The 18,651-nt window shown below is 50.3% G+C and carries 19 protein-coding genes; 11 read left to right on the top strand and 8 right to left on the bottom strand.

Going from position 1 to position 18,651, the window contains the following annotated elements:
* The first annotated feature begins 108 nt into the window (after positions 1-108).
* From H6G00_RS23780 to H6G00_RS23765, 4 genes are all read left to right on the top strand, one after another.
* The gene (locus tag H6G00_RS23780; protein WP_190798636.1) at positions 109-681 is read left to right on the top strand and encodes an FHA domain-containing protein; all 573 of its coding nucleotides are present in this window, start codon (positions 109-111) and stop codon (positions 679-681) included.
* 38 nt (positions 682-719) lie between these two features.
* Positions 720-2,705 carry a mechanosensitive ion channel domain-containing protein gene (locus H6G00_RS23775; RefSeq protein WP_190798635.1) on the top strand — a complete coding sequence of 662 codons (1,986 nt, stop codon included), beginning with the start codon at positions 720-722 and terminating at the stop codon, positions 2,703-2,705.
* Positions 2,706-2,920: 215 nt separating this feature from the next.
* Positions 2,921-3,817, top strand: coding sequence for a hypothetical protein (locus H6G00_RS23770; RefSeq protein ID WP_190798634.1), 897 nt, complete (start codon positions 2,921-2,923; stop codon positions 3,815-3,817).
* A 248-nt stretch (positions 3,818-4,065) separates the two neighbouring features.
* A complete protein-coding gene (locus H6G00_RS23765; RefSeq protein WP_190798633.1) occupies positions 4,066-4,749 on the top strand; it encodes an ROK family protein in 684 nt (227 codons plus the stop codon).
* 5 nt (positions 4,750-4,754) lie between these two features.
* On the opposite strand, the gene pgeF is transcribed toward H6G00_RS23765, so the two are convergent.
* Entirely contained in the window at positions 4,755-5,624 is an 870-nt protein-coding gene (gene pgeF / locus H6G00_RS23760) for a peptidoglycan editing factor PgeF (protein ID WP_190798632.1), read from the bottom strand.
* 60 nt (positions 5,625-5,684) lie between these two features.
* Here pgeF and H6G00_RS23755 point away from each other — a divergent pair, with 60 nt between their 5' ends.
* The 3 genes from H6G00_RS23755 to H6G00_RS23745 all read left to right on the top strand — a co-directional run bounded on the left by H6G00_RS23755 (position 5,685) and on the right by H6G00_RS23745 (position 8,673).
* Entirely contained in the window at positions 5,685-6,542 is an 858-nt protein-coding gene (locus tag H6G00_RS23755) for a biotin--[acetyl-CoA-carboxylase] ligase (protein WP_242042449.1), read from the top strand.
* Positions 6,543-6,732: 190 nt separating this feature from the next.
* Entirely contained in the window at positions 6,733-8,043 is a 1,311-nt protein-coding gene (locus H6G00_RS23750; RefSeq protein WP_242042448.1) for a M23 family metallopeptidase, read from the top strand.
* Positions 8,044-8,106: 63 nt separating this feature from the next.
* Complete coding sequence (locus H6G00_RS23745) at positions 8,107-8,673, top strand: NUDIX hydrolase (RefSeq protein ID WP_190798631.1); 567 nt, start codon at positions 8,107-8,109, stop codon at positions 8,671-8,673.
* Here the strand turns inward: H6G00_RS23745 and nadB are convergent.
* The 4 genes from nadB to H6G00_RS23725 all read right to left on the bottom strand — a co-directional run bounded on the left by nadB (position 8,670) and on the right by H6G00_RS23725 (position 13,137).
* Positions 8,670-10,385 (bottom strand): L-aspartate oxidase, encoded by a 1,716-nt coding sequence (nadB, locus tag H6G00_RS23740; RefSeq protein ID WP_199318667.1) that lies wholly within the window; start codon positions 10,383-10,385, stop codon positions 8,670-8,672. The genes H6G00_RS23745 and nadB overlap by 4 nt on opposite strands.
* Before the next feature lie 140 nt (positions 10,386-10,525).
* Entirely contained in the window at positions 10,526-10,951 is a 426-nt protein-coding gene (psbU, locus tag H6G00_RS23735) for a photosystem II complex extrinsic protein PsbU (protein WP_190643193.1), read from the bottom strand.
* Between the two features lie 177 nt (positions 10,952-11,128).
* A complete protein-coding gene (locus H6G00_RS23730; RefSeq protein WP_190643192.1) occupies positions 11,129-12,124 on the bottom strand; it encodes an FHA domain-containing protein in 996 nt (331 codons plus the stop codon).
* A 251-nt stretch (positions 12,125-12,375) separates the two neighbouring features.
* The gene (locus tag H6G00_RS23725; protein ID WP_199318666.1) at positions 12,376-13,137 is read right to left on the bottom strand and encodes a DUF3120 domain-containing protein; all 762 of its coding nucleotides are present in this window, start codon (positions 13,135-13,137) and stop codon (positions 12,376-12,378) included.
* Between the two features lie 429 nt (positions 13,138-13,566).
* Between H6G00_RS23725 and H6G00_RS23720 the strand changes: the two genes are divergently transcribed.
* Both H6G00_RS23720 and H6G00_RS23715 read left to right on the top strand, forming a co-directional pair.
* On the top strand, positions 13,567-14,457 hold the full coding sequence (locus H6G00_RS23720) for an undecaprenyl-diphosphate phosphatase (RefSeq protein ID WP_190798724.1): 891 nt from the start codon (positions 13,567-13,569) through the stop codon (positions 14,455-14,457).
* 36 nt (positions 14,458-14,493) lie between these two features.
* Positions 14,494-15,033 (top strand): hypothetical protein, encoded by a 540-nt coding sequence (locus H6G00_RS23715; RefSeq protein ID WP_190643191.1) that lies wholly within the window; start codon positions 14,494-14,496, stop codon positions 15,031-15,033.
* A 262-nt stretch (positions 15,034-15,295) separates the two neighbouring features.
* Here H6G00_RS23715 and H6G00_RS23710 read toward each other — a convergent pair whose 3' ends face one another.
* Both H6G00_RS23710 and H6G00_RS23705 read right to left on the bottom strand, forming a co-directional pair.
* Entirely contained in the window at positions 15,296-16,267 is a 972-nt protein-coding gene (locus tag H6G00_RS23710) for a DUF362 domain-containing protein (protein WP_190798630.1), read from the bottom strand.
* An 8-nt stretch (positions 16,268-16,275) separates the two neighbouring features.
* Positions 16,276-16,569 (bottom strand): hypothetical protein, encoded by a 294-nt coding sequence (locus H6G00_RS23705; protein WP_190798629.1) that lies wholly within the window; start codon positions 16,567-16,569, stop codon positions 16,276-16,278.
* Between the two features lie 217 nt (positions 16,570-16,786).
* On the opposite strand from H6G00_RS23705, the gene hisA reads away from it, so the two are divergent.
* Together hisA and H6G00_RS36255 are read left to right on the top strand one after the other, a co-directional pair.
* A complete protein-coding gene (gene hisA / locus H6G00_RS23700; RefSeq protein ID WP_190798628.1) occupies positions 16,787-17,557 on the top strand; it encodes a 1-(5-phosphoribosyl)-5-[(5-phosphoribosylamino)methylideneamino]imidazole-4-carboxamide isomerase in 771 nt (256 codons plus the stop codon).
* A gap of 18 nt (positions 17,558-17,575) precedes the next feature.
* Positions 17,576-17,710 (top strand): hypothetical protein, encoded by a 135-nt coding sequence (locus H6G00_RS36255; protein ID WP_277881946.1) that lies wholly within the window; start codon positions 17,576-17,578, stop codon positions 17,708-17,710.
* Here the strand turns inward: H6G00_RS36255 and H6G00_RS23695 are convergent.
* On the bottom strand, positions 17,700-18,629 hold the full coding sequence (locus H6G00_RS23695) for an alpha/beta hydrolase (RefSeq protein ID WP_190798627.1): 930 nt from the start codon (positions 18,627-18,629) through the stop codon (positions 17,700-17,702). The genes H6G00_RS36255 and H6G00_RS23695 overlap by 11 nt on opposite strands.
* Positions 18,630-18,651: the final 22 nt, after the last annotated feature.

Below are 18,651 nucleotides of genomic sequence, written 5' to 3'. Positions count from 1 at the left end.
ACGGCGCAAGACCCCACCTCTTTTCGTCCTAATCATTAGATGATTGGCATTATATAGGTTACTTTCAGAAGTGAGTCCAACTTGCAAATAATCGCTGGAAACCTTGCTATGTCTGACGACGCATCTCTTTACGTGCAACTGACGTGGGAAGACCCAGTGACGGGTGAGCTACAGCAGCCAGTTTTAGTTCCGCCGATCGCACTGGGGCGAGAAATGGATCAGATGCCGGAAAATCTGGGCGAAAAAGCCGTTTCGCGGCTAGAGCTACCTCACAAACAGGTTTCTCGCTTTCATGCCCTAATCACCCTTGCCGAGCGCCAGCTTTACATCACCGACCGCAGCGCCAATGGTACCTACCTTAACGGTCGCCTGATTGAAAAGGGCAGCCAGCCTTTGTCTAGCAAGGACACCTTGCGAATCGGTCCTTATAAAATCATTGCAGCCCTGACCCAATTTGATGACAGCAACTCAACGGAACTGAATGTCCGAGAACACACTCACTATGCCCAGGGAAACCCATTGCAGAAGAATACGCTGCTAATGTGGCTGGTGGGGTTGGGTGTTTTGCTGCTGATGGGGTTAGGCGTTTGGTTTGTGGCAACCACTTTACTAGAACAACTGCGCCCCCGCGTTCCAAATGCAGCGGTGGAGCAAAGCCGTCTCTTGACAGACAACCAATGACCCATAATGCTCTCCCCGCCTTCAACTAATTTCTCTCTATGCTGCCATCACCCTTTCCCAAATTCCTGCATCGGAACCGTCGTTGGTTGTGGCTGTTGCTGGGAGCGCTAACGCTGCTGTTGAGTTTGACTTTTCCAGGAATAGCTCAAGTTCCGTTAGCAACCCAGACGGTTAAAGCACCCGTGGTAGTGGATGGAGTTGAGCTATTTCAAATCGGCAGATCGGGAAATCTGACGGCCGTTGAGCGGGCTGAAATTATTAACGAAGCGCTGCGGCAGGAAGTGCGATCGGCTGAGCCTACTGACATTCGGGTAGAGCGTGATGACAAGCTGACGATCATTCGGAGTGAAGCCAGCAACCGCAACCTGATCACGGTCACTGACGGTGATGTCACCACAGGCATCAATCCTTTGAGTCAGGCGACTCTCTGGCGAAGTGACATTGAGGCAGCTTTGCGTCGGGGACAGTTAGAGCGATCGCCCGCTTACTTTCGACAGGCAGCAATATTTAGTGCGGTCGTGTTAGTAGTGGCGATCGCCTTTCACCTGGGGCTGCGGTTTCTAGGGAAATGGCTGTCTCACCGTCTGAGCGACTGGTTAGGCGATCCAGATGCTCTATTTCATCCGAGAGAACGGTCTGCTCGACTATTTTTGCAGCTTGCTCTATTAGGCATTCAAATTGGGCTCTGGTCGGCTGTCGCTTTCTATGTCACCGATTTATTCCCGGAGATGAGGGGGTTGCGCTATTCCCTGCTTAACTTCCTCAACACTCCCATCGTGGGTTTAGGAGAAGGCAATTACTCAGCGCTGCAACTGCTGCTGCTGTTAGCACTCACCGTCGGGCTCTGGTTTGCAGTCAGTGCCGTTACTCGGCTATTCCGGTTTTACATCCTCAGCAGAACGGGTGCAGAACTCCGGATTCAGGATGTCATTGCTATCTTGACCCAGTACACGCTAGCTTTTTTAGGGCTCATCGTCCTGCTGCAGATCTGGGGCTTAGATGTTAGTTCTCTAGCCATCATTGCCAGCGTCCTGGGTGTGGGAATTGGCTTTGGTATTCAGAATATTACCAACAACTTTATTAGCGGCTTGATTATTACCCTGGAACGCCCAATTCAGGTCGGAGATTTTGTCAAAGTCGCAGAGCTGATGGGCACCGTCGAACGTATTGGGGCGCGCAGTACCGAGATTCGCACGCTCGATCAGGTGACAATCATCGTGCCCAATTCCCGATTTTTGGAAACCGAAGTGGTCAATTGGAGTCATGGCGATCCGGTTTCGCGAATTCGGATTCCCGTGGGCATCGCCTACGATTCTGATACAAATCGAGTCCAGGCTGCATTGCTAGAAGCTGCCCGCAGTCACCCCGATGTTTTAGTTAGACCCGCTCCTGAGGTTTGGTTTCAGGGGCTTGGAGATAGTGCGCTGAACTTTGAGCTAATGGTCTGGACGGGCGAACCCAAAAAGCAGTTTCGCGTCAAAAGCGATTTGTACTATCGGATTGAGACAAGCTTAAGGCGATACGGCATCACGGTTCCTTTTCCCCAACGGGATTTGCACTTGCGATCGCCCCACCTCGAAGAATTCGTTGCATTGTGGCGACAGCTTCCTGCCGCGAATGCCAAAAATTCTCCCCAACTCTCCAATGGCGACACTGACAAACCCACTTTGTCCCTCATCGGCAGTGCAACAAACACCGCTGAAGCGAGTGAGCGATCGGCCACCATTGCCCCTGCGGAACTGTTGACCGATGAAAAGATTCAGGCGATCGCTACAGCTATACAAGGATCGGCTGGTGTGGAGGTGAGCGATCGCTGGTATCGCCAAAACCTTTATCCGGCTTGCTTTATTGGTTCAGAAGCCGTGGCATGGTTAGTGCAAACCCAAAACTGTACTCGTGAAGAAGCTATCCATCTAGGGCAAATCCTGCTCGACCAGGGAATTATTCAGCACGTCTCAGATGACTATCCGTTTCGGGATGGATACGTCTTTTATCGATTCCAATCAAAACAGGATGAGATGTAGTAAGCCACAGCGCATTGATTATCTCTATAAAATTCAACCCATAGACTTGATTAGAAGACAAATTCTATCTTTTGGTAGACTTCCATCTTGAGCAGGTTCAAATAACCTAATTTGATATGGTCAATTAGGGTGCGGTCTATTGAAGCAACTAAAATTAAATTTAGATCGTTTTACCACTCTCCATCAGTAATTTTAATAGGTTGTAAATAAGAGAAATGACTCAGAAGCAAGAAACTTTTTGCTTTTGCACTCTGGCCTATGGCTCAACTTATCGAGCTTTGGCAAGGGAGCTAGCAAAGGATTTAGAGAAGTATTCCTCTGGTACTCCTTTTCTCATTTTTACAGATAAGCCAAAAGCTTTTGCGGACTGCTGTAATGTTATTCCCGTTCAGCATCGAAGACACTTTTTCTACCACAGCAATGACAGAAAATGCTTGTTAGAGAAGGCGTTATCCATGTTTGATTACTGTGTCAATATTGACTCGGACGTTCGCATCTTGGCACCTTTTCCTCAGGACCATGAGTGGCTTCCAGGAATTACAGCTAGAAGTTGCTCCAGCATTATTAAACAGGAAAAGCTGCGTGTAGACGTGAAAAGCGATCGCCTCAGAAAAATTAGGCTTCAATGGCTGGAACGATTGAGATATTTGTCTCAAAAGTTAGACGTCAATCTAGAGGACAAAAACGTTAAATGGGTCTACGAATTCCTGTTTGTGTTGAAGAAAGATGCAGGAAAAGAAATTGAATTTCTAGAGCAGTTTGAAGTGATCGCCCGTTACTTTGAGCTACACGGCATTTATCGTGGATGCGGCACAGCAATGGGGTTAGCTGCAGCCAAAGTCGGTCTGCCAGTCAGGCACGATTTAATGGAAGGGGTTGAATTCTTTGATGACAAAATTGAGAAGGCAAAAATCTCTAACGGAGAAGCCGAACCAAAAGCCAAGCAGGAATATTTTGACACCCAATACAAGATTGAACATCCACAGAAATCGCTATTAGAAAAAGCGGTACTTAAAGCTCTTCGAGTTGTCACTGAAAAAGCCAGATTCTACTATCACGCAGTCCGTTCTAGAATCATTTCTCTCAGAGACTACGACTTTTATTATCGCTAAGCTGTAGCAATCTCAGATCAATTGAGAAACGAGTTGCGAGAGGCAAATCCTCCTAGGGATTGGTCTTTCACACCTCGTTCATCTTAATAAATGATCTAGGAAAATGATCTAGGATTGATATGGCTGTTCTAAAACTAAATGCTTAAATTCAGTTAAAAGATGGGTAGTTGTGAGAAGTACCTCCTTTAGGGCAAATCCTACCCATTTTGAACGGCTATAGGGTATCCTCACAGTTTATAAACTTTGGAATGAAAACTTTAGCGGTTGATATTGGTGGGAGCGGAGTCAAAGCGCTGGTTTTAGACGAGGCAGGCGAGCCTCAGAACAAGCGATCGCGGGTAGATACACCTCAGCCTGCTACGCCAGAAAAAATTGTCGAGGCGATCGCCGAGCTTGCATCTGCTCAAGCTTTCGATCGGGTTTCTGTCGGTTTCCCAGGCGTGGTGCGGCAGGGCATCATTGACACTGCCGTAAATCTTGATACTTCCTGGGTCGGCTTTGACCTGGAGAAAACCCTGACTGAAAAACTGGGCAAACCTACCCGTGTCGCGAACGATGCTGATATTCAGGGTTTAGGAGCCGTCTCCGGAAAAGGTGTGGAACTAGTGATCACGCTGGGTACGGGTTTTGGCTCTGCTCTATTTGTCGATGGGAAACTGGTACCCAACTTAGAAATGGGACATCACCCGTTTCGCAAAGATCAAACCTACGAAGAGCAGCTTGGACGGACAGCCTTAGAATCGATTGGCAAAAAGCGCTGGAATCGTCGTCTAGAAAAAGCGATCGCCACTCTAGAGCATCTATTTAATTACGAGCGCCTCTACATCGGCGGTGGCGAAGCCAGACAAGTCACGCTTAACTTACCCGCTAACGTTACCATCGTGGAAAACATCATGGGAATACTGGGTGGAATTGCTCTCTGGCGTGACTAGAGGGGTTAGGGGCTGGGAGATAAGGGCTGGGGGCTAGAGCAATCTCGACTCACAATTCCTGACCACTGCACTTTTTTGAGCCGATCGCGACGATAGGAAAAGAAATGTTCAGCGTGCTGATAAGTACAGTAGGGAGCGATCGCAATGTGTTCTGTGAGAATGCCCGCCTGCTCAAGCTGAAGCCCATTGACTCGTCGCACATCTAGCCGTGCCCGTCCTGGTTGGGAGTCACTTAACAAAGGAGACTCTGGCAGTTCTCTCAGCGCTGCCAAAATCACCTCTGGCTCTGGAGTAGGTTCTGTTTTAACCACATCCTGCACCACGGTTGCACCAACCTCAGCCGCAACCGTGGTTGACACCTGGTAAACTTCTCCAGCGATCGCAGGCCCCATTGCGACTCTTAAATTGTGCAGTTTGCTGCCCTGTGTCCGCAGGCGGGCGATCGCTTCTGGCACAATTGCACCTGCTGTACCGCGCCAGCCTGCATGAACTGCTGCTGTTTGCCCAGTTTCAACGTCTGCAATCAGCACAGGCACACAGTCTGCACTACAGACCCATATTGCCTGTCCTGCTTGCTCCGTCAGCAAGCCATCCGCAGGGGGAAAGATCACTTCAATTCCATCGCCTGATTCAGAGGACATTTGCTCCTGCTGAAACTGCTCGACTTCCGAGGGACTCAGCACCCTGTTGCCGTGAACTTGGTGGATGCGATAAGCCGGAACTGCCGGATCAAGCACTTTCACCAATTCAGCGGGCGATCGTGGTGAAAACTGCTGGGTAAAAAAACCGTGCGACCAGGGTTCCAGGAGGCTACAGGTCAGGTATGGCAGCCCTTGCCAAGTTTGCCACTGCCAGGTTGCTACAGAAGTTGTCATGGGTGAAGGGGGCAAAATTTATGCTAGTCTAACCCGCATTGATTCAGGCTGACTTCACCCTTGAGATTCGATCCAGATCAGCTCAAAACCGCCTTATCGCATTGCCGCGATCAGATTCGATCAGGGCAAGAATTGTCCCAAGCCAATGAGCCGTCGTTTACAGTTCACCTATTTGAAACCGTTGATTCAACCAATCGTGTGCTCTGGAATTTGCTAGACCAGGGCGCAACCGAAGGTACCGTGGCGATCGCTCTTCAGCAACAGTCTGGGCGAGGGCAATGGGGGCGACAGTGGCAGTCTTCTCCAGGCGGCTTGTACTTATCTCTGGCGCTTACCCCCCATCTTCCTGTAGAAAATAGCGCTCAACTGACACTCTGTAGCGCCTGGGGCATTGCAGCAGCATTGCGAAACTACGGCATTCCAGTGGGATTAAAATGGCTGAACGATCTGGTTGTGCAGAAACGCAAGCTGGGCGGCATTCTCACTGAGACTCGAATGCAGCAGGGGCAAATCACACAAGCGATCGTAGGTGTGGGGATCAATTGGCAGAATCCAGTCCCACCCACGGGAATTAACTTGCAGGAAATTCTGAAGCAGCCCGATCCGGCGATTTCTTCATTAGAAATGCTGGCGGCGATCGCCCTGCAAGGCATGATGGCTGGCTATCAGCTCTGGCAGCAGCATGGCATTGAAGCAATCTTGCCGCGCTATCAGGCACTCCTGACTAGCATTGGGCACCTTGTTACAATCGATCAGTCTGGGGCAGAGCAGACCGCACAGGTCACGGGTGTTTCTGCAACAGGCGACCTGCAAGTTTGCTTGAACCAGGAAAATCCCGCTACTTCAACCGAAATTAGCCTCAAGCCCGGTACAATCAGTCTGGGGTATGGCAATCTGGGCAATAGTGCATCAGTCTAGTCTGCTGGCAAATCATCGTAATTCCATGCTGATGGAACCGAATGCCCCAAGTAGACGACTAGAATGATGACCACCTGGAGGAAGTCTCACCCGGTTTGTTGCATCATCATAGGTTGAGTGCAATATAAATAAGACTTAAACAGTTAGCCTAAATCGCTCAGGGCAAGTTTTTAACGTAGCGGACGCAGTGATGACTCAACGACGTAATACTCGAATTTCAACCCAATCTTCCGTTCAGCGATCGCTACTAGTTCGAGGAATCGGCTGGCTAGGTGGCTTAGGCATCCTCAGCAGCAGTATGGTCACCTTTGCCCAAACACCTGATGCTTCGGAAGTAATTGTTCCTAGCGCTCAAGACCTGCTGATGCCTGCTGAAAGCAGCCCGCAGCCTGCGCCTCCCGCTCCAGTCGTGGTTGAACCTGAACCTGCTCCGGCTCCTGTTGTGACGCAACCCCCAGCAGCAAGCCCTGCCCCTAGTTCTTCTCCCAGTCAAGCCTCCAGCCAACCTGCACCCGATGCTTCGACGATTGTGGTGCCTGGGCTGTCTAGCGACACACCCATTACAGCAGACAGTTTAAGTCCATCCAATTTAAGTCCATCCAACTCTGCTCCGGCAGTCGAGCAAAACAGCTACATTGACTCGACCGAGTACAGTATCGGCGCAACTCAAGGCTATGAACAACCTGCGGTAGTCTTCTCTGAGCGCTCAACAGGCTGTCAGACAACGGTAGCGAGCGGTCAAAATGTACCCGCCAGCATCTGCAATTCTCAAACCGTGGCAGCATCGCAAAGTGGCGATCGCACCTTGCGGTTAGGTCCAGTCAGCATTGGACCTAGCGGCGTGACCATAGGCGGCACCACCCCTTCAGGCAGAGAATACTTTAGCCGCACCATTCGCCCTTCCGCTCTCCCTGGAAATGGCAACGTCAGCCTGATGTTTCCGCTCTCGATTCCATCTGTAATCACGTCTGCCTTTGGTTGGCGGCTGCACCCCATTTCTGGTGGTTATCGCTTGCACCAGGGTACCGACATTGGCGCACCTATGGGCACCCCTGTCGTCGCGGCTTACACCGGAAAAGTGGCGATCGCTAATTTCATGGGTGGTTATGGCTTAACGGTTGTCATGTCCCACGGCGACGAAACCATCGAAACGCTCTACGCCCACATGTCTGAACTGTTTGTCGAGCCAGGAGAATGGGTTGAGCAAGGCGAAGTGATTGGCCGCGTCGGCAGTACGGGCAATTCGACTGGACCTCACCTGCACTTTGAGTTTCGTCAAAAAACTGATCAGGGCTGGCTGGCAATGGATGCAGGTCAGCTTTTGCAGGAAGCTCTAGCTCAGCTAACCAACGGCTTCCGGAATGCTCAAGCTCCCGTCAAGCCCGACAGTGAAGCGATGTTAGCAATCAAAGGACTTCGGGACGTTGGTCTAGCCATGAAACCCGCCAGTACCTTCTACCTCACCTCCACCAGTCAGGCTGCCGCTAACTTCGTTCAATAGCGACGAAGCTTTTGGAGCAGTATCCAATCCCTAGCCCCCGATCCCTAATCCCCATCCCCCTTCATGCCACCCGGTCAAGAGCCTTCCCAACTTCTCAGCAAACGGCTGTTCTACCAGGGACGAAAGTTTAACTTTGAAGTCACTCGTTTGCGCTTGCCCAATCAGGTCGAAGGCGATTGGGAATGTGTTCGCCATCCGGGAGGGGCGCTGGCAGTTCCAGTCACTCCCGATGGAAAGCTGGTGCTGGTGAGGCAATATCGCTTTGCAGCACAGGGTCGTCTGCTAGAGTTTCCGGCGGGAACTGTCGAACCGAACGAAGATCCGGCAGCAACCGTGCAGCGAGAAATTGAGGAAGAAACCGGATATCGGGCTCATCGCTGGCAAAAGTTGGGAGAGTTTTTCTTGGCTCCCGGCTACTCTGATGAAATTATTTACGCGTTTCTAGCCCAGGACTTGGAGAAGCTTGAGCTTCCACCCAGCCAAGACGAAGATGAGGATATGGAAACTATTCTCATGACTCCTCAAGAGCTAGAGCAAGCCATCCAATCAGGTGAAGCGGTAGACGCAAAGACGATCTGTAGCCTGCTGTTGGCAAAGCCCTTCCTGGAAGGTGAAGGGATTAGGAGTTAAAGTTTGTAGGGTTGGGGAGAAGCCGTCGAGGTTTGCCAGGTTTGATGGCAAACCAATGTGTGGACTTGCCAGTCAGGTTCTGTGTGAGGATAATCTATCCGGTAGTGTCCGCCTCTACTCTCAGTGCGAAAGGCAGCACTCTTCAGGATCAGATAGGCAGTATCTAAAAGATTGCGCGTTTCGCCCCAGGTTCGCAGCAGCAAGTCAGGGTTAGGAACGTCTAGCTGCAAGAAGTGATCTACTTGCAGGTCTACCAGAGTTTGAGTGAACGAGAGCGCAGCAAATTTTTGTTGCCAGGTTTCGACTTGGGCGATCGCCTCTTCAAGCGATCGCTGTTCTCGGCAGATTCCAGCACTTTGCCAAACCAGCTTAGGAATTTCCTGCCTCAGCATTTCAACCTGAGCTACCTCCGCCGTATCTGGAGTGTAAGCCAGCGAGACTTCCCCACTTTCCTGCTCTCCCGCTCTTCCGCTCTCTAATTCTGAAGTGGGTTGAAGCTCCAGATGGGCAAGCTGCGCTCCAAGAACCAAACACTCTAACAGTGAGTTGCTAGCCAGTCGATTGGCTCCGTGTACGCCCGTGCTAGCTGTTTCTCCCACTGCATATAGTCCTGGAATCAAAGTGCGGCTCATCAAGTCAGTTGTGATACCGCCCATCCAGTAATGGGCAGCAGGGGCAACTGGGATCGGTTCATGGAACACGTCTACACCCCACTGCTGACACACCTGAATGATATTGGGAAAGCGATGCCAGATCGTTTCGGTTGGAATGGGACGCAGATCAAGCCAAACATGGGCTGTCGCCAAATCAGTCGCCGTTTTTTGCAGGTGGCTGAATATTGCCCGACTAACCACATCTCTGGGAGCAAGCTCTCCGTCAGGATGATAGTCAAAGGCAAATCGCTGCCCCTGCTCATCAACCAGATGTGCGCCCTCTCCCCGAACGGCTTCACTAATCAAAAATCGGGGTGCGCCCGCTTTGGTCAATGCGGTGGGATGGAATTGGACAAACTCCAGGTCGCGCAGCTGTGCGCCTGCTCGCCACGCCATTGCCACACCATCCCCGGTACTTAAAGCAGGATTAGTCGTTTGAGCGAAAACTTGTCCACCGCCGCCAGTGGCTAACACAACGGCTCCAGCTTGTAGCCAGATTACTTTTCCCTGGTAGCCAAGGCTAACGCCTTTGCAGTGATCGGCAGTCAACCAGAGATCTACGGCAAACGCTTGCGAGAACACCTGAATATTTTTGCGGCTCAGCACTTGTGCCGTCAGCGTAGTGATGACTGCCCGGCCCGTTGTGTCTGCGGCATGAAGCACACGCCGCCGCGAATGGGCAGCTTCCAGGGTGAGCGCCAGTTCTCCGCCATGGCGATCGAACCCAACGCCCATCTCGACTAAAGATTGAATACAGCGGGGGGCTTGCTCAACTAGTAGCTTTACGGCAGCAGGGTCACACAGTCCGGCTCCAGCTTTGAGCGTATCTTCGATGTGGAGGATAGGAGAGTCTTCGGGAGCGATTGCCGCTGCAATGCCGCCCTGAGCCCAATCACTGGCAGAAAGCGAGAGCGTATCTTTGGTAATCAGTCCGACGCGAAAATGCTCCGGCAAACAAAGTGCTGCATATAGCCCCGCTGCCCCACCGCCTACCACTAAAACATCAAATGGCTGAGATAGGGCTAAATCGAGCACATCAGAATCTAACGAATGTGGCAATTAAAAATCGCTCCCTGAGAACAGTAGCAAAAGCAATGCAGGATGACCTGAAATAACTTTTGGATTAAACCTACTGTACAGAGAGCGAGTCGAATTCGACAGAGATGAAAGAATTAAATTTAACTCGGTTTTGACCAGTCCTATCGATAAATGCCGTTGTTAAAGCGATCGCCTCCCTCAACAAAAGCATCATCTGGCTGGGTCACGGTAAACTTATCCAGATTTGCCTGCAAAATTTCCTTCTGGCGATCGGTCAAGTTGGGCATGTTCAGGACATCTTCAACTTCATCAAAAGGTGCATTCTTAACAATCATCCGAGCCAAGGTGGGGTACAGTCCGGGATATTGGGTGAAAGCACGGACATTTGTGTTGTTTAAGTCCAACTTTCTACCCAGTTCAAGCATCTTGTCATCCACACTGTTTCGGATATCTGCTGCCAAGACTGGGGATGAATTGAAGGTCAGGCTACTCAAATTAGCTGCAATGGCTGGTTGAGGCAACCCTAGCCATCCTAAACAACCGACCAGTAAACCTAAAACCAGCACTACGCCAACCAGTCGTCTCATTAGTAAGATCCCTCCCGCTCCAAATTAATCTAAATCAATTGAACTCAAACCTATGCAATGCAAGCTATACACAGCGCTTACTTAGAGACTACCACTTCCGCTGGTCAATCGATCGCCACCCTTGAGAATCTTCCCGTCCAATTTTTCAATCGATCCCCAAACGGTAGCCTTTGATCCCTACACCTTCCCGGTTATCTGCAGAAAAGTATTCAGATCAGCAAAAGAGCCCGCATAGGTCAAGGTCGGCGAGTCGTAACCCTTCATACTGACGGTGTATTGATTAAATAGTTTGGGGTTAGCACCAGAGGCTGCTAAATATTTGTAGGTTGTTTCGCCCAAGGCAACATCCATACCGATTTGCTTAGTTGACGATTCTAGTCGGAAGGCCGCATTGACTGTATCACCCAAAGCCGTGTAGTCAGGGCGATCGCCTGTTCCCGTATTGCCAACCATCGCGTAGCCCGTATTTAGGCCTGCCCCAACCCGTAGCGGAAATGGCAAAGGATAGCGCTCATGCAGCTGACTAGTCATCTTGTGTAGAGCGCTGAGGGCATGAGCAATGCGGATCATTTCATCATGGCTAACGCCCTGAGCACCATGAATCCAGACCGCCATGATCGCGTCGCCAATGTACTTATCAACCCAGCTTCCGTATTCGCGGATGATGTCTCCTGCACAGCGGAACCAGGTGCCAATCACCTCAGACAGCACTTTCTCGTCAAGCTGTCGGGTCATCACCGTAAAGTCACGAATATCAACCACCAGCACCGAGATCAACCGTCGCACATGCAGAGTTGCTGTAGCGGTAAATTCTTCTGAATCTGGCACTCCCCCCATCGAAGCGTCAGTCATGTGCTCGATGGGCGGGCAGTAAAACTCTAGCTCGGTCTGCCCAAAGGTAAGGCGATCGCCATTCTGTAGCGTTACCGGCACACTGACTCGCCGTCCGTTGACAAACGAACCATTGCGGCTACCTAAATCGATCAAGTAAAACTCTCCCGTCTCCATCCGTTGAAGCATGGCATGGTTACGGGAAATCCAGCGATCAGGCAGCACAAAGTTGTTATCATCACCTCGCCCGACAGTCCAGCAATTGCTGCCTGCTAAGGAGAGATAACGATTACCTGACTCGTTACGAAGTATCAGATGGGGAACGGGTTGTGAAGTCACCACAGGCTAAGAACCGCTGATCTTTCCCTATGATGCATCCTGAAGCATCTATCCATAACTCACGAAGGTTCCCAAAATACAAATATTGGAAACCTTAACCTCAATAATTCTCTGTAGACCCAACTTCAGCACGGTGCCATAGCGCAACGCTCCTTAGCAGGAGATTCTATACTAGCGCAACAGTGCCAAAGACCTGTGTGTTCAGCGAACTATGTTTCCGTATCGACTCAGGATACCTCCAATCATATCCTGAGTCAGACTGAGGAAGCAGCTAGCCAAAACAAACCATCGACTAGCAAAGTGCTCAACACGGCTCCACTAAACGTTCTCCAGTGTAGCTGTCGAGAGCGGATGGGTAAACAACCCACCACCAGAAGAATGATGATCAAAAAGACAGCCCAACAAACTCCCCAGGGAGTTTGAATTTGAGCAACCGCATCCTGCAAAATAGCCTGCGCTTGGCTCGGCTCCACCTGCATTAGCTGTCTCCAGTGAGGAATCAGGTTCGCTATGTAGAAATACAGATCCGTCATGACTGTGCCGAATAAGGAACCCAGATAGAACCAGTTACCTACCTTTCCGCGCTGTTTGGCTAGACACAAAAGGGTGAACGGCAGTCCGACCGCTTCAATCGGCAAATGCAGGAGTGGCTCCCATCTAAACCAACCCCAGTAAATCGAACCTGCTAGCCACGTCCAAGCGAACCCCAATAGCAAATCGCCCCAGAGCTTACTAGAGGGATTACTTGAAGGGCGAGATTGAAGCCACTGGCCCAACCCCAGCCAAGCCAAAGTTAGAGTTAAGCTAAGCCAAGGCGACCATCTAACTAACGGGGCTTGAAAAAAAACAGGTACCGATACTAAAAATACAGAAGCTGCAAAAAACCGCCAGGACTGCGAGATGCGACTTGGTGAGATGCGATCGCCCACCCAACTCTCGGAAGGCGCTTCAGTTAAAGAGGGTTCTTTTAGACGAGCCTGGTAGAGGGCTGTCGATGACGGAGTAAAAGAAGACAAAGTATTATGAGTATTAATTTACTTTTTTTAACATATCACAAAATTATCCCCCTGGGGGGCATATTTAACAACAATAGCGCAGTTTTTTGAGTCCGAAAACGCGCCTTCTCAAAACTTTCCAAGCTCCTGATTCTCTAAAAATTCCGGGATAGAGGCAGATTGCTGCGTAAGATTTGCGTAGGGATTTGGCATCTTTTAGCCTGTCGCTTGAATAGTGCCGGGGTGAAAAGATTTTGTATAGCTGAGGCTTTAAGGCAGACACATTCAGCAATTCAAGCTTAAATTAGGGCAGCAATTTTGTTGAAACTTGGACTTTATTGAGGAGTGAGCATGGGTTTGGCCGAAATCAATGCAGGTTTAACTCTAATGACCAACTTAACAAGTTGGACTCAGTCTGTGGAATGCACACTTGCCTTACCTCATGATCTAATGCCCGCATCCTTCCTGCCCTCATTGATTGCTCAAACCGAGGCTGTCGCTGCTGGGGAAGTAAATCTGCTGCAAGCCGTTATTTTAGGGCTTGTCCAGGGAATAACTGAGTTCCTGCCCATTAGCAGCACAGCGCATTTGCTCGTGTTTACCCGAGTGTTTGGCTGGGATGTTTTGGGAGAGAAGTATTTTGTAGACGCAATTCAGTTTGGCAGCGTCATTGCAGTACTAATCTACTTCTGGTCAGACATCTACCAGACTTTGACGGGAAGCTGGACGGCTTTTCGCAAAAAGAACTGGGAACAAGAGGAGTGGAAAATTTTTGTTGGCATTGCGATTGGTACGGTGCCCGCATTGGCAGGAGGGTTGCTTTACAAAAAGCTTTTGCCAGAGGCAACTCAATCCGTACTAGAGGGGGCGTTGGTCATTGCTTGCATGTCCATTATAATGTCGCTTTTGATGGGTCTGGCTGAGAAAATTGGCAGTCGCAAGCGAGGGTTCAACCTGCTTGAAATCAAGGACGGAATTTTGGTGGGGTTGGGGCAGATGCTGGCAATTATTCCAGGAACTTCTCGCTCCGGTTCAACAATGACTATGGCTTTGTTCTTGGGACTAGAGCGACAGGCAGCAGCCAAGTTTTCTTTCCTGCTAGGTTTGCCAACTTTGGCGATCGCCACCCTTTACCAGTCGACCGAGATCAGAAATCACCTGGATGTTTTGCCTGCCCTGATTGTGGGAATTATCTCAACTTTCATCTTTTCCTATCTGTCGATCGCCTGGTTGATTCGTTTCTTGCAGCGCCAAAGTACCTGGGTTTTTGTTTGGTATCGGCTGGCATTTGGCTTATCCCTATTGTTAGCGATCGCCAGTGGGCGGCTTGCTAGCAGCTAGCTTAAAAGATTGGTTAGACATCAGAGAGTGCAAACGATGTTTAGAATTCGGCTACTTGGACTGGTTACAGCGATCGCATTTCTTTTCGGCGTGAATCTGGTTTTTGTCAGCGTCCAAAACTTTGATAAGCGGGACGACCGGATTAAACTCAGCAATCTTGAGGTAGAACTTGGTGCAAAGCATTCTGCAATGCAAGAGATGGAATCTTGGCTAAAAGAGATGACGCTGGAGCTAAGTTCATCTAGCTTTGAAATTCAGACCTTGCAGTCAAAAATCACCACATTTAATCAGGATTATCCAGACGGAATCCCGGCTTCTTTGCAGGCAGACTATACCAAAGCAGTTGAGCAGCATAACCAAATGGCAAGTGACCATAATGCTGCCGTCGCCAAGTATGATTCGCTTTACGCTGAGTATTCTAAGTTGGTCAATCAATATAATGCGATCGCAGCCCAAACAGAAGAATTGCAGGAAGAACTAGGAAAAACCCGGTATCTCTTGCCTGTTCCCAGAATCATCTCTTCGATAGAACTACCGGGTCAATCTGAGGAAATTCTTGAAGAGTCTAGTTTGTAGCTAACACCGCCTAAGGGCAGGTCTAGCAACTAAGCTATCGGTTATGGGCAAAGGCTCTGTCAAAATCCGCCCCTACCCGAGGGTTAAATTTTTTCCCAGAACATCATCTAATACGGAATCCGCTTTGGGAAGAAGCACTATTGGGTGTACGGGCGAAGCATTCGGTCAAGGAATTGTGCTTTAGTTGCAAGGATTGTAACCGAATGCTTCGCCCCTACCGATACTGCTACTTTATAGACGATTTGGTATAACTTCTCTCAAACTACAAATGCGCCTGGGAAGCATAAGCTGCAATGGGTTCTTTAATGAACCGAATGTAGAGATGCTTGAAGGTCGATTTGATCACGCGAGGTGCACCAAAGTCAATCGGCATCAGCTGTTCGGGTAGCTTCCAGTCGAGAATTTTTAGCTCTTGGGGCGTGAGATGAGGGAAATGGATAGATTCCAACTCAGGGCAAACTCCTAAGCGTTGAGAAGCAGCCACTGTGGGGATCGCAGCGGGGTCAGCATTGAGGATTTCTACCATCGCTCGATCAAGCGCGAACACATCAGCCGAAGCGCCCAAAACACCCAAGAGACGAGGTTCACCACCGCTGGGACCTTGGCCTTCATGACCGATGATGCCATCCATAATGGTTAGGTTAGGGGCGATCGCCCGAGCCGTTTCGACCAGCATGTCGCCAAAGCGATCGCTGTCCTTTCCAGCTTCCATGTGCCACCAGGCTTTCATCTTGCCAGGAACACAGCCAAACAGATTTTTTACACCTAGAGTTAGTGTCAACTGCACGTGAGATTTCACCTTAGGCAAGTTGATCACCACATCGGCTTCCATTGCTTCCTTACAAAGCAGCAGATGGTTAAAGTCTGCGCTAACCGTTTCATAGCGCTTGCCTTGCAGTTCCACAATAGGGACACCCAATTTGTCTAACCAGGGCAGATAGCCATTTGCCTTAGCTACTCCTGCGGCACTGCCAAAGGCGGGACTATCTCCCAAAAACGGCTTTCCACCTACTTCCTGCACCATTTGGGCAACACAGTAGATCACCTCTGGACGAGTCGTGCATTCCTTTGTGGGACGTGCCCCCGTCAGCAGATTCGGCTTGAGTAAGACGCGATTGCCTGCTTTCACAAACGCCGCCATTCCGCCCAGAGGCTCTAGCAACCGCTCTAAATGAGCCCGTAGCTGCTGAATTTCGTAACTTTCAGCCCGAATTAGACTTACGCTTGGCTGCATGGTTATCCTTATCGCATCCGATTAATGGTAGTCACCTGGTCCGCATTAGAAAAAACGCCTTCCCCTCTGAGGTCAGGAATAGCAGGCTTCACTTCAACTTTGATGACATTATCAATGTTGATAAACACCGTTTGTTCCTCTAGGTTGACGATCCACCAGTCTTTTTCTAACAGGTGGCGCACCTCCAAATTCAGTCCTGGAGGGTTGGCAGCGTCTTCAATCGGTTCGTAAACCGCAAAAGACTCACTACGACCGTCAATGTAGTGAAACGTCAGTTGGGTATAACCTTCTTGACTGTACATCTGAGCCTCTCAATACGTTTAGGGGATACCATACACTATGGGCGCGGAACGGTGCACAATTTTATGATTCTGGCTTTCTTTAATGTAAGCAGAGTCCTAAAACCGTTTCTACATCAAGCTGGGTATTTTGGAGCGGGGTACGCCTTAAAACATCCTGCCTTAGATAAGAGTGGGTCTAACGCGTTGTGGTTGATAGATATAGAGAGGATTAGCAGCTGTGGATGTGATTCCAGCGATCGATTTGCTCAAAGGACGCTGTGTCCGGCTTTATCAGGGAGATTATGAGCAGTCTCAGGTGTTTGACGAAAATCCGGTAGCTGTAGCGCAGCAGTGGGTTGAGCAGGGCGCAACTCGGCTGCACCTGGTTGACCTGGATGGAGCAAAGGCAGGGCATCCGGTTAACTGGCAGGCTATTGAGGCAATCGCCCAATCCGTGAATGTGCCCGTTCAGGTAGGTGGTGGACTGCGCGATCGCCAAAGTGTCGCTAACCTATTCAAGATGGGAGTCCGCTACGCCATTTTAGGAACGGTCGCAGTCGAGCAGCCCGCTTTGGTGAATCAACTTTGCCAGGAATTTCCCCAACAAATCATCGTTGGCATCGATGCGCGAAATGGCAAAGTCGCGACTCGCGGCTGGCTAGAGACTTCTGAGGTAGAGGCGATCGCCTTGGCTCAGCAAATGGCTCAATCAGGCGTTGCCGCGATTATCTACACTGACATTCACCGAGACGGCACCCTGCAAGGACCCAATCAGCAGGCATTGAGAGAGCTAGCAGAAGCCGTTTCGGTTCCCGTCATTGCGTCCGGCGGCATTAGCTCCACAACCGATTTGCTCAGTCTGCTGGCGCTAGAGCCAACGGGTGTAACGGGAGTGATTGTGGGCCGGGCGCTGTACACCGGAGATGTTGTGTTGAAGGAAGCATTGCGGGCGATCGGTCCCGGTCGCTGGCAGGATGTTCCTCCCGATTTGGGTTCAGCGTTTGCTTAAAGCGATAGAAATTGGAGATTGGGATCAATCTGGGGCTATGGTCTGAATCGAGTCAGCCAGCAGCAAATTTTTCTCAAATCCGCTACAAACTTGAGCGTAGGGATATTTCCTCCTCAGACAGGCTGTGTCTTGCGATCGCTCCTTACCGAGTAGCCGCCTCTGTTTGCATAAAGGACAGAATCGCTTCATTCACTGGAGCCGCACTGCTAGAGGAATTGTGTCCGCAGTTGGGAATAACCTGAAACTGCGAATTGGGCAGGTGAGCGTGAAGTTTTTCGCCATCCGCAACGGGAAACCAGCGATCGCACTCTCCCCACAGAATTAACGTCGGACAAACCACCTTGGCTAGATCTTGCTGGATGGTGCGAATGATACTCGGTTGTCCGGTTTGCAAATTGCGAATTTCTCGCGCCGATTGCTGTAAATCCGTCGCAAACTGAGTAATTGTGCCGGGGAACTCAACATAGGGATAGGTGAGCCAGTAAATTTCCTCATCTGTAATGGAGTTTGGGTCAGCGACAACTTCCTGCCGCATCAGCCAGGTGATGGAACGGACAACAGGCGCAAAGGAACGAATCAGGCGTGACTGATCAAACCAGCGCACCAGATCTAGAGGAATGTCAGCAAGCGATCGCATTCCCAAACTCGGCAACTGTCGCGGAAAAATCGGCACGTTGATCAGCACCAGCCGTTCGATCAACTCTGGATGAGCCTGTGCTACTGCCAGAGCCGTTAACGCGCCCAGAGATTCTCCCACCAAAATGGCAGGCTGATCGGTCAATGCCTGGATGATCCGGGTTAGTTCGACAATTTGATGCCCAACTGTTTCTGGTGCAGTGGAGGCAGGCGAGAAGCCATGACCTTTTGCATCTGGACAAATGACTCGAAAGTGCTGCGACAGAGGTTTGACGTTGTGCCGCCAGCTATAGCTCCAACTGCCAATGCCATGTAGTAAAAACAGGGGTTGTCCGGTTCCGGCTTCCCCGTAGGCGACCGCCACCTTTTCACCTTCAGCATCTTCAATCGTCAGCGTTTGCCGCCCCTGTGGGAAGATTTGCCACCAGTCTGTCATGCGTCCTTCTCCGTCAAGATTT

Origin of the sequence: Leptolyngbya sp. FACHB-541 (genome assembly GCF_014695875.1) — a bacterium.
Lineage (GTDB): Bacteria > Cyanobacteriota > Cyanobacteriia > Elainellales > Elainellaceae > JAAUTN01.
Note: the sequence above shows the minus strand (reverse complement) of the source record. Positions and strands in the feature narration are given on the sequence as shown.

Excerpts from the sequence above, each read along its gene's own strand:
- H6G00_RS23780 (WP_190798636.1), top strand. The coding sequence starts at position 109 with ATGTCTGACGACGCATCTCTTTACGTGCAACTGACGTGGGAAGACCCA.
- H6G00_RS23775 (WP_190798635.1), top strand. The coding sequence starts at position 720 with ATGCTGCCATCACCCTTTCCCAAATTCCTGCATCGGAACCGTCGTTGG.
- H6G00_RS23770 (WP_190798634.1), top strand. The coding sequence starts at position 2,921 with ATGACTCAGAAGCAAGAAACTTTTTGCTTTTGCACTCTGGCCTATGGC.
- H6G00_RS23765 (WP_190798633.1), top strand. The coding sequence starts at position 4,066 with ATGAAAACTTTAGCGGTTGATATTGGTGGGAGCGGAGTCAAAGCGCTG.
- pgeF (WP_190798632.1), bottom strand. The coding sequence starts at position 5,624 with ATGACAACTTCTGTAGCAACCTGGCAGTGGCAAACTTGGCAAGGGCTG.
- H6G00_RS23750 (WP_242042448.1), top strand. The coding sequence starts at position 6,733 with ATGACTCAACGACGTAATACTCGAATTTCAACCCAATCTTCCGTTCAG.
- H6G00_RS23745 (WP_190798631.1), top strand. The coding sequence starts at position 8,107 with ATGCCACCCGGTCAAGAGCCTTCCCAACTTCTCAGCAAACGGCTGTTC.
- psbU (WP_190643193.1), bottom strand. The coding sequence starts at position 10,951 with ATGAGACGACTGGTTGGCGTAGTGCTGGTTTTAGGTTTACTGGTCGGT.
- H6G00_RS23720 (WP_190798724.1), top strand. The coding sequence starts at position 13,567 with ATGCCCGCATCCTTCCTGCCCTCATTGATTGCTCAAACCGAGGCTGTC.
- H6G00_RS23715 (WP_190643191.1), top strand. The coding sequence starts at position 14,494 with ATGTTTAGAATTCGGCTACTTGGACTGGTTACAGCGATCGCATTTCTT.
- H6G00_RS23710 (WP_190798630.1), bottom strand. The coding sequence starts at position 16,267 with ATGCAGCCAAGCGTAAGTCTAATTCGGGCTGAAAGTTACGAAATTCAG.
- H6G00_RS23705 (WP_190798629.1), bottom strand. The coding sequence starts at position 16,569 with ATGTACAGTCAAGAAGGTTATACCCAACTGACGTTTCACTACATTGAC.
- H6G00_RS23695 (WP_190798627.1), bottom strand. The coding sequence starts at position 18,629 with ATGACAGACTGGTGGCAAATCTTCCCACAGGGGCGGCAAACGCTGACG.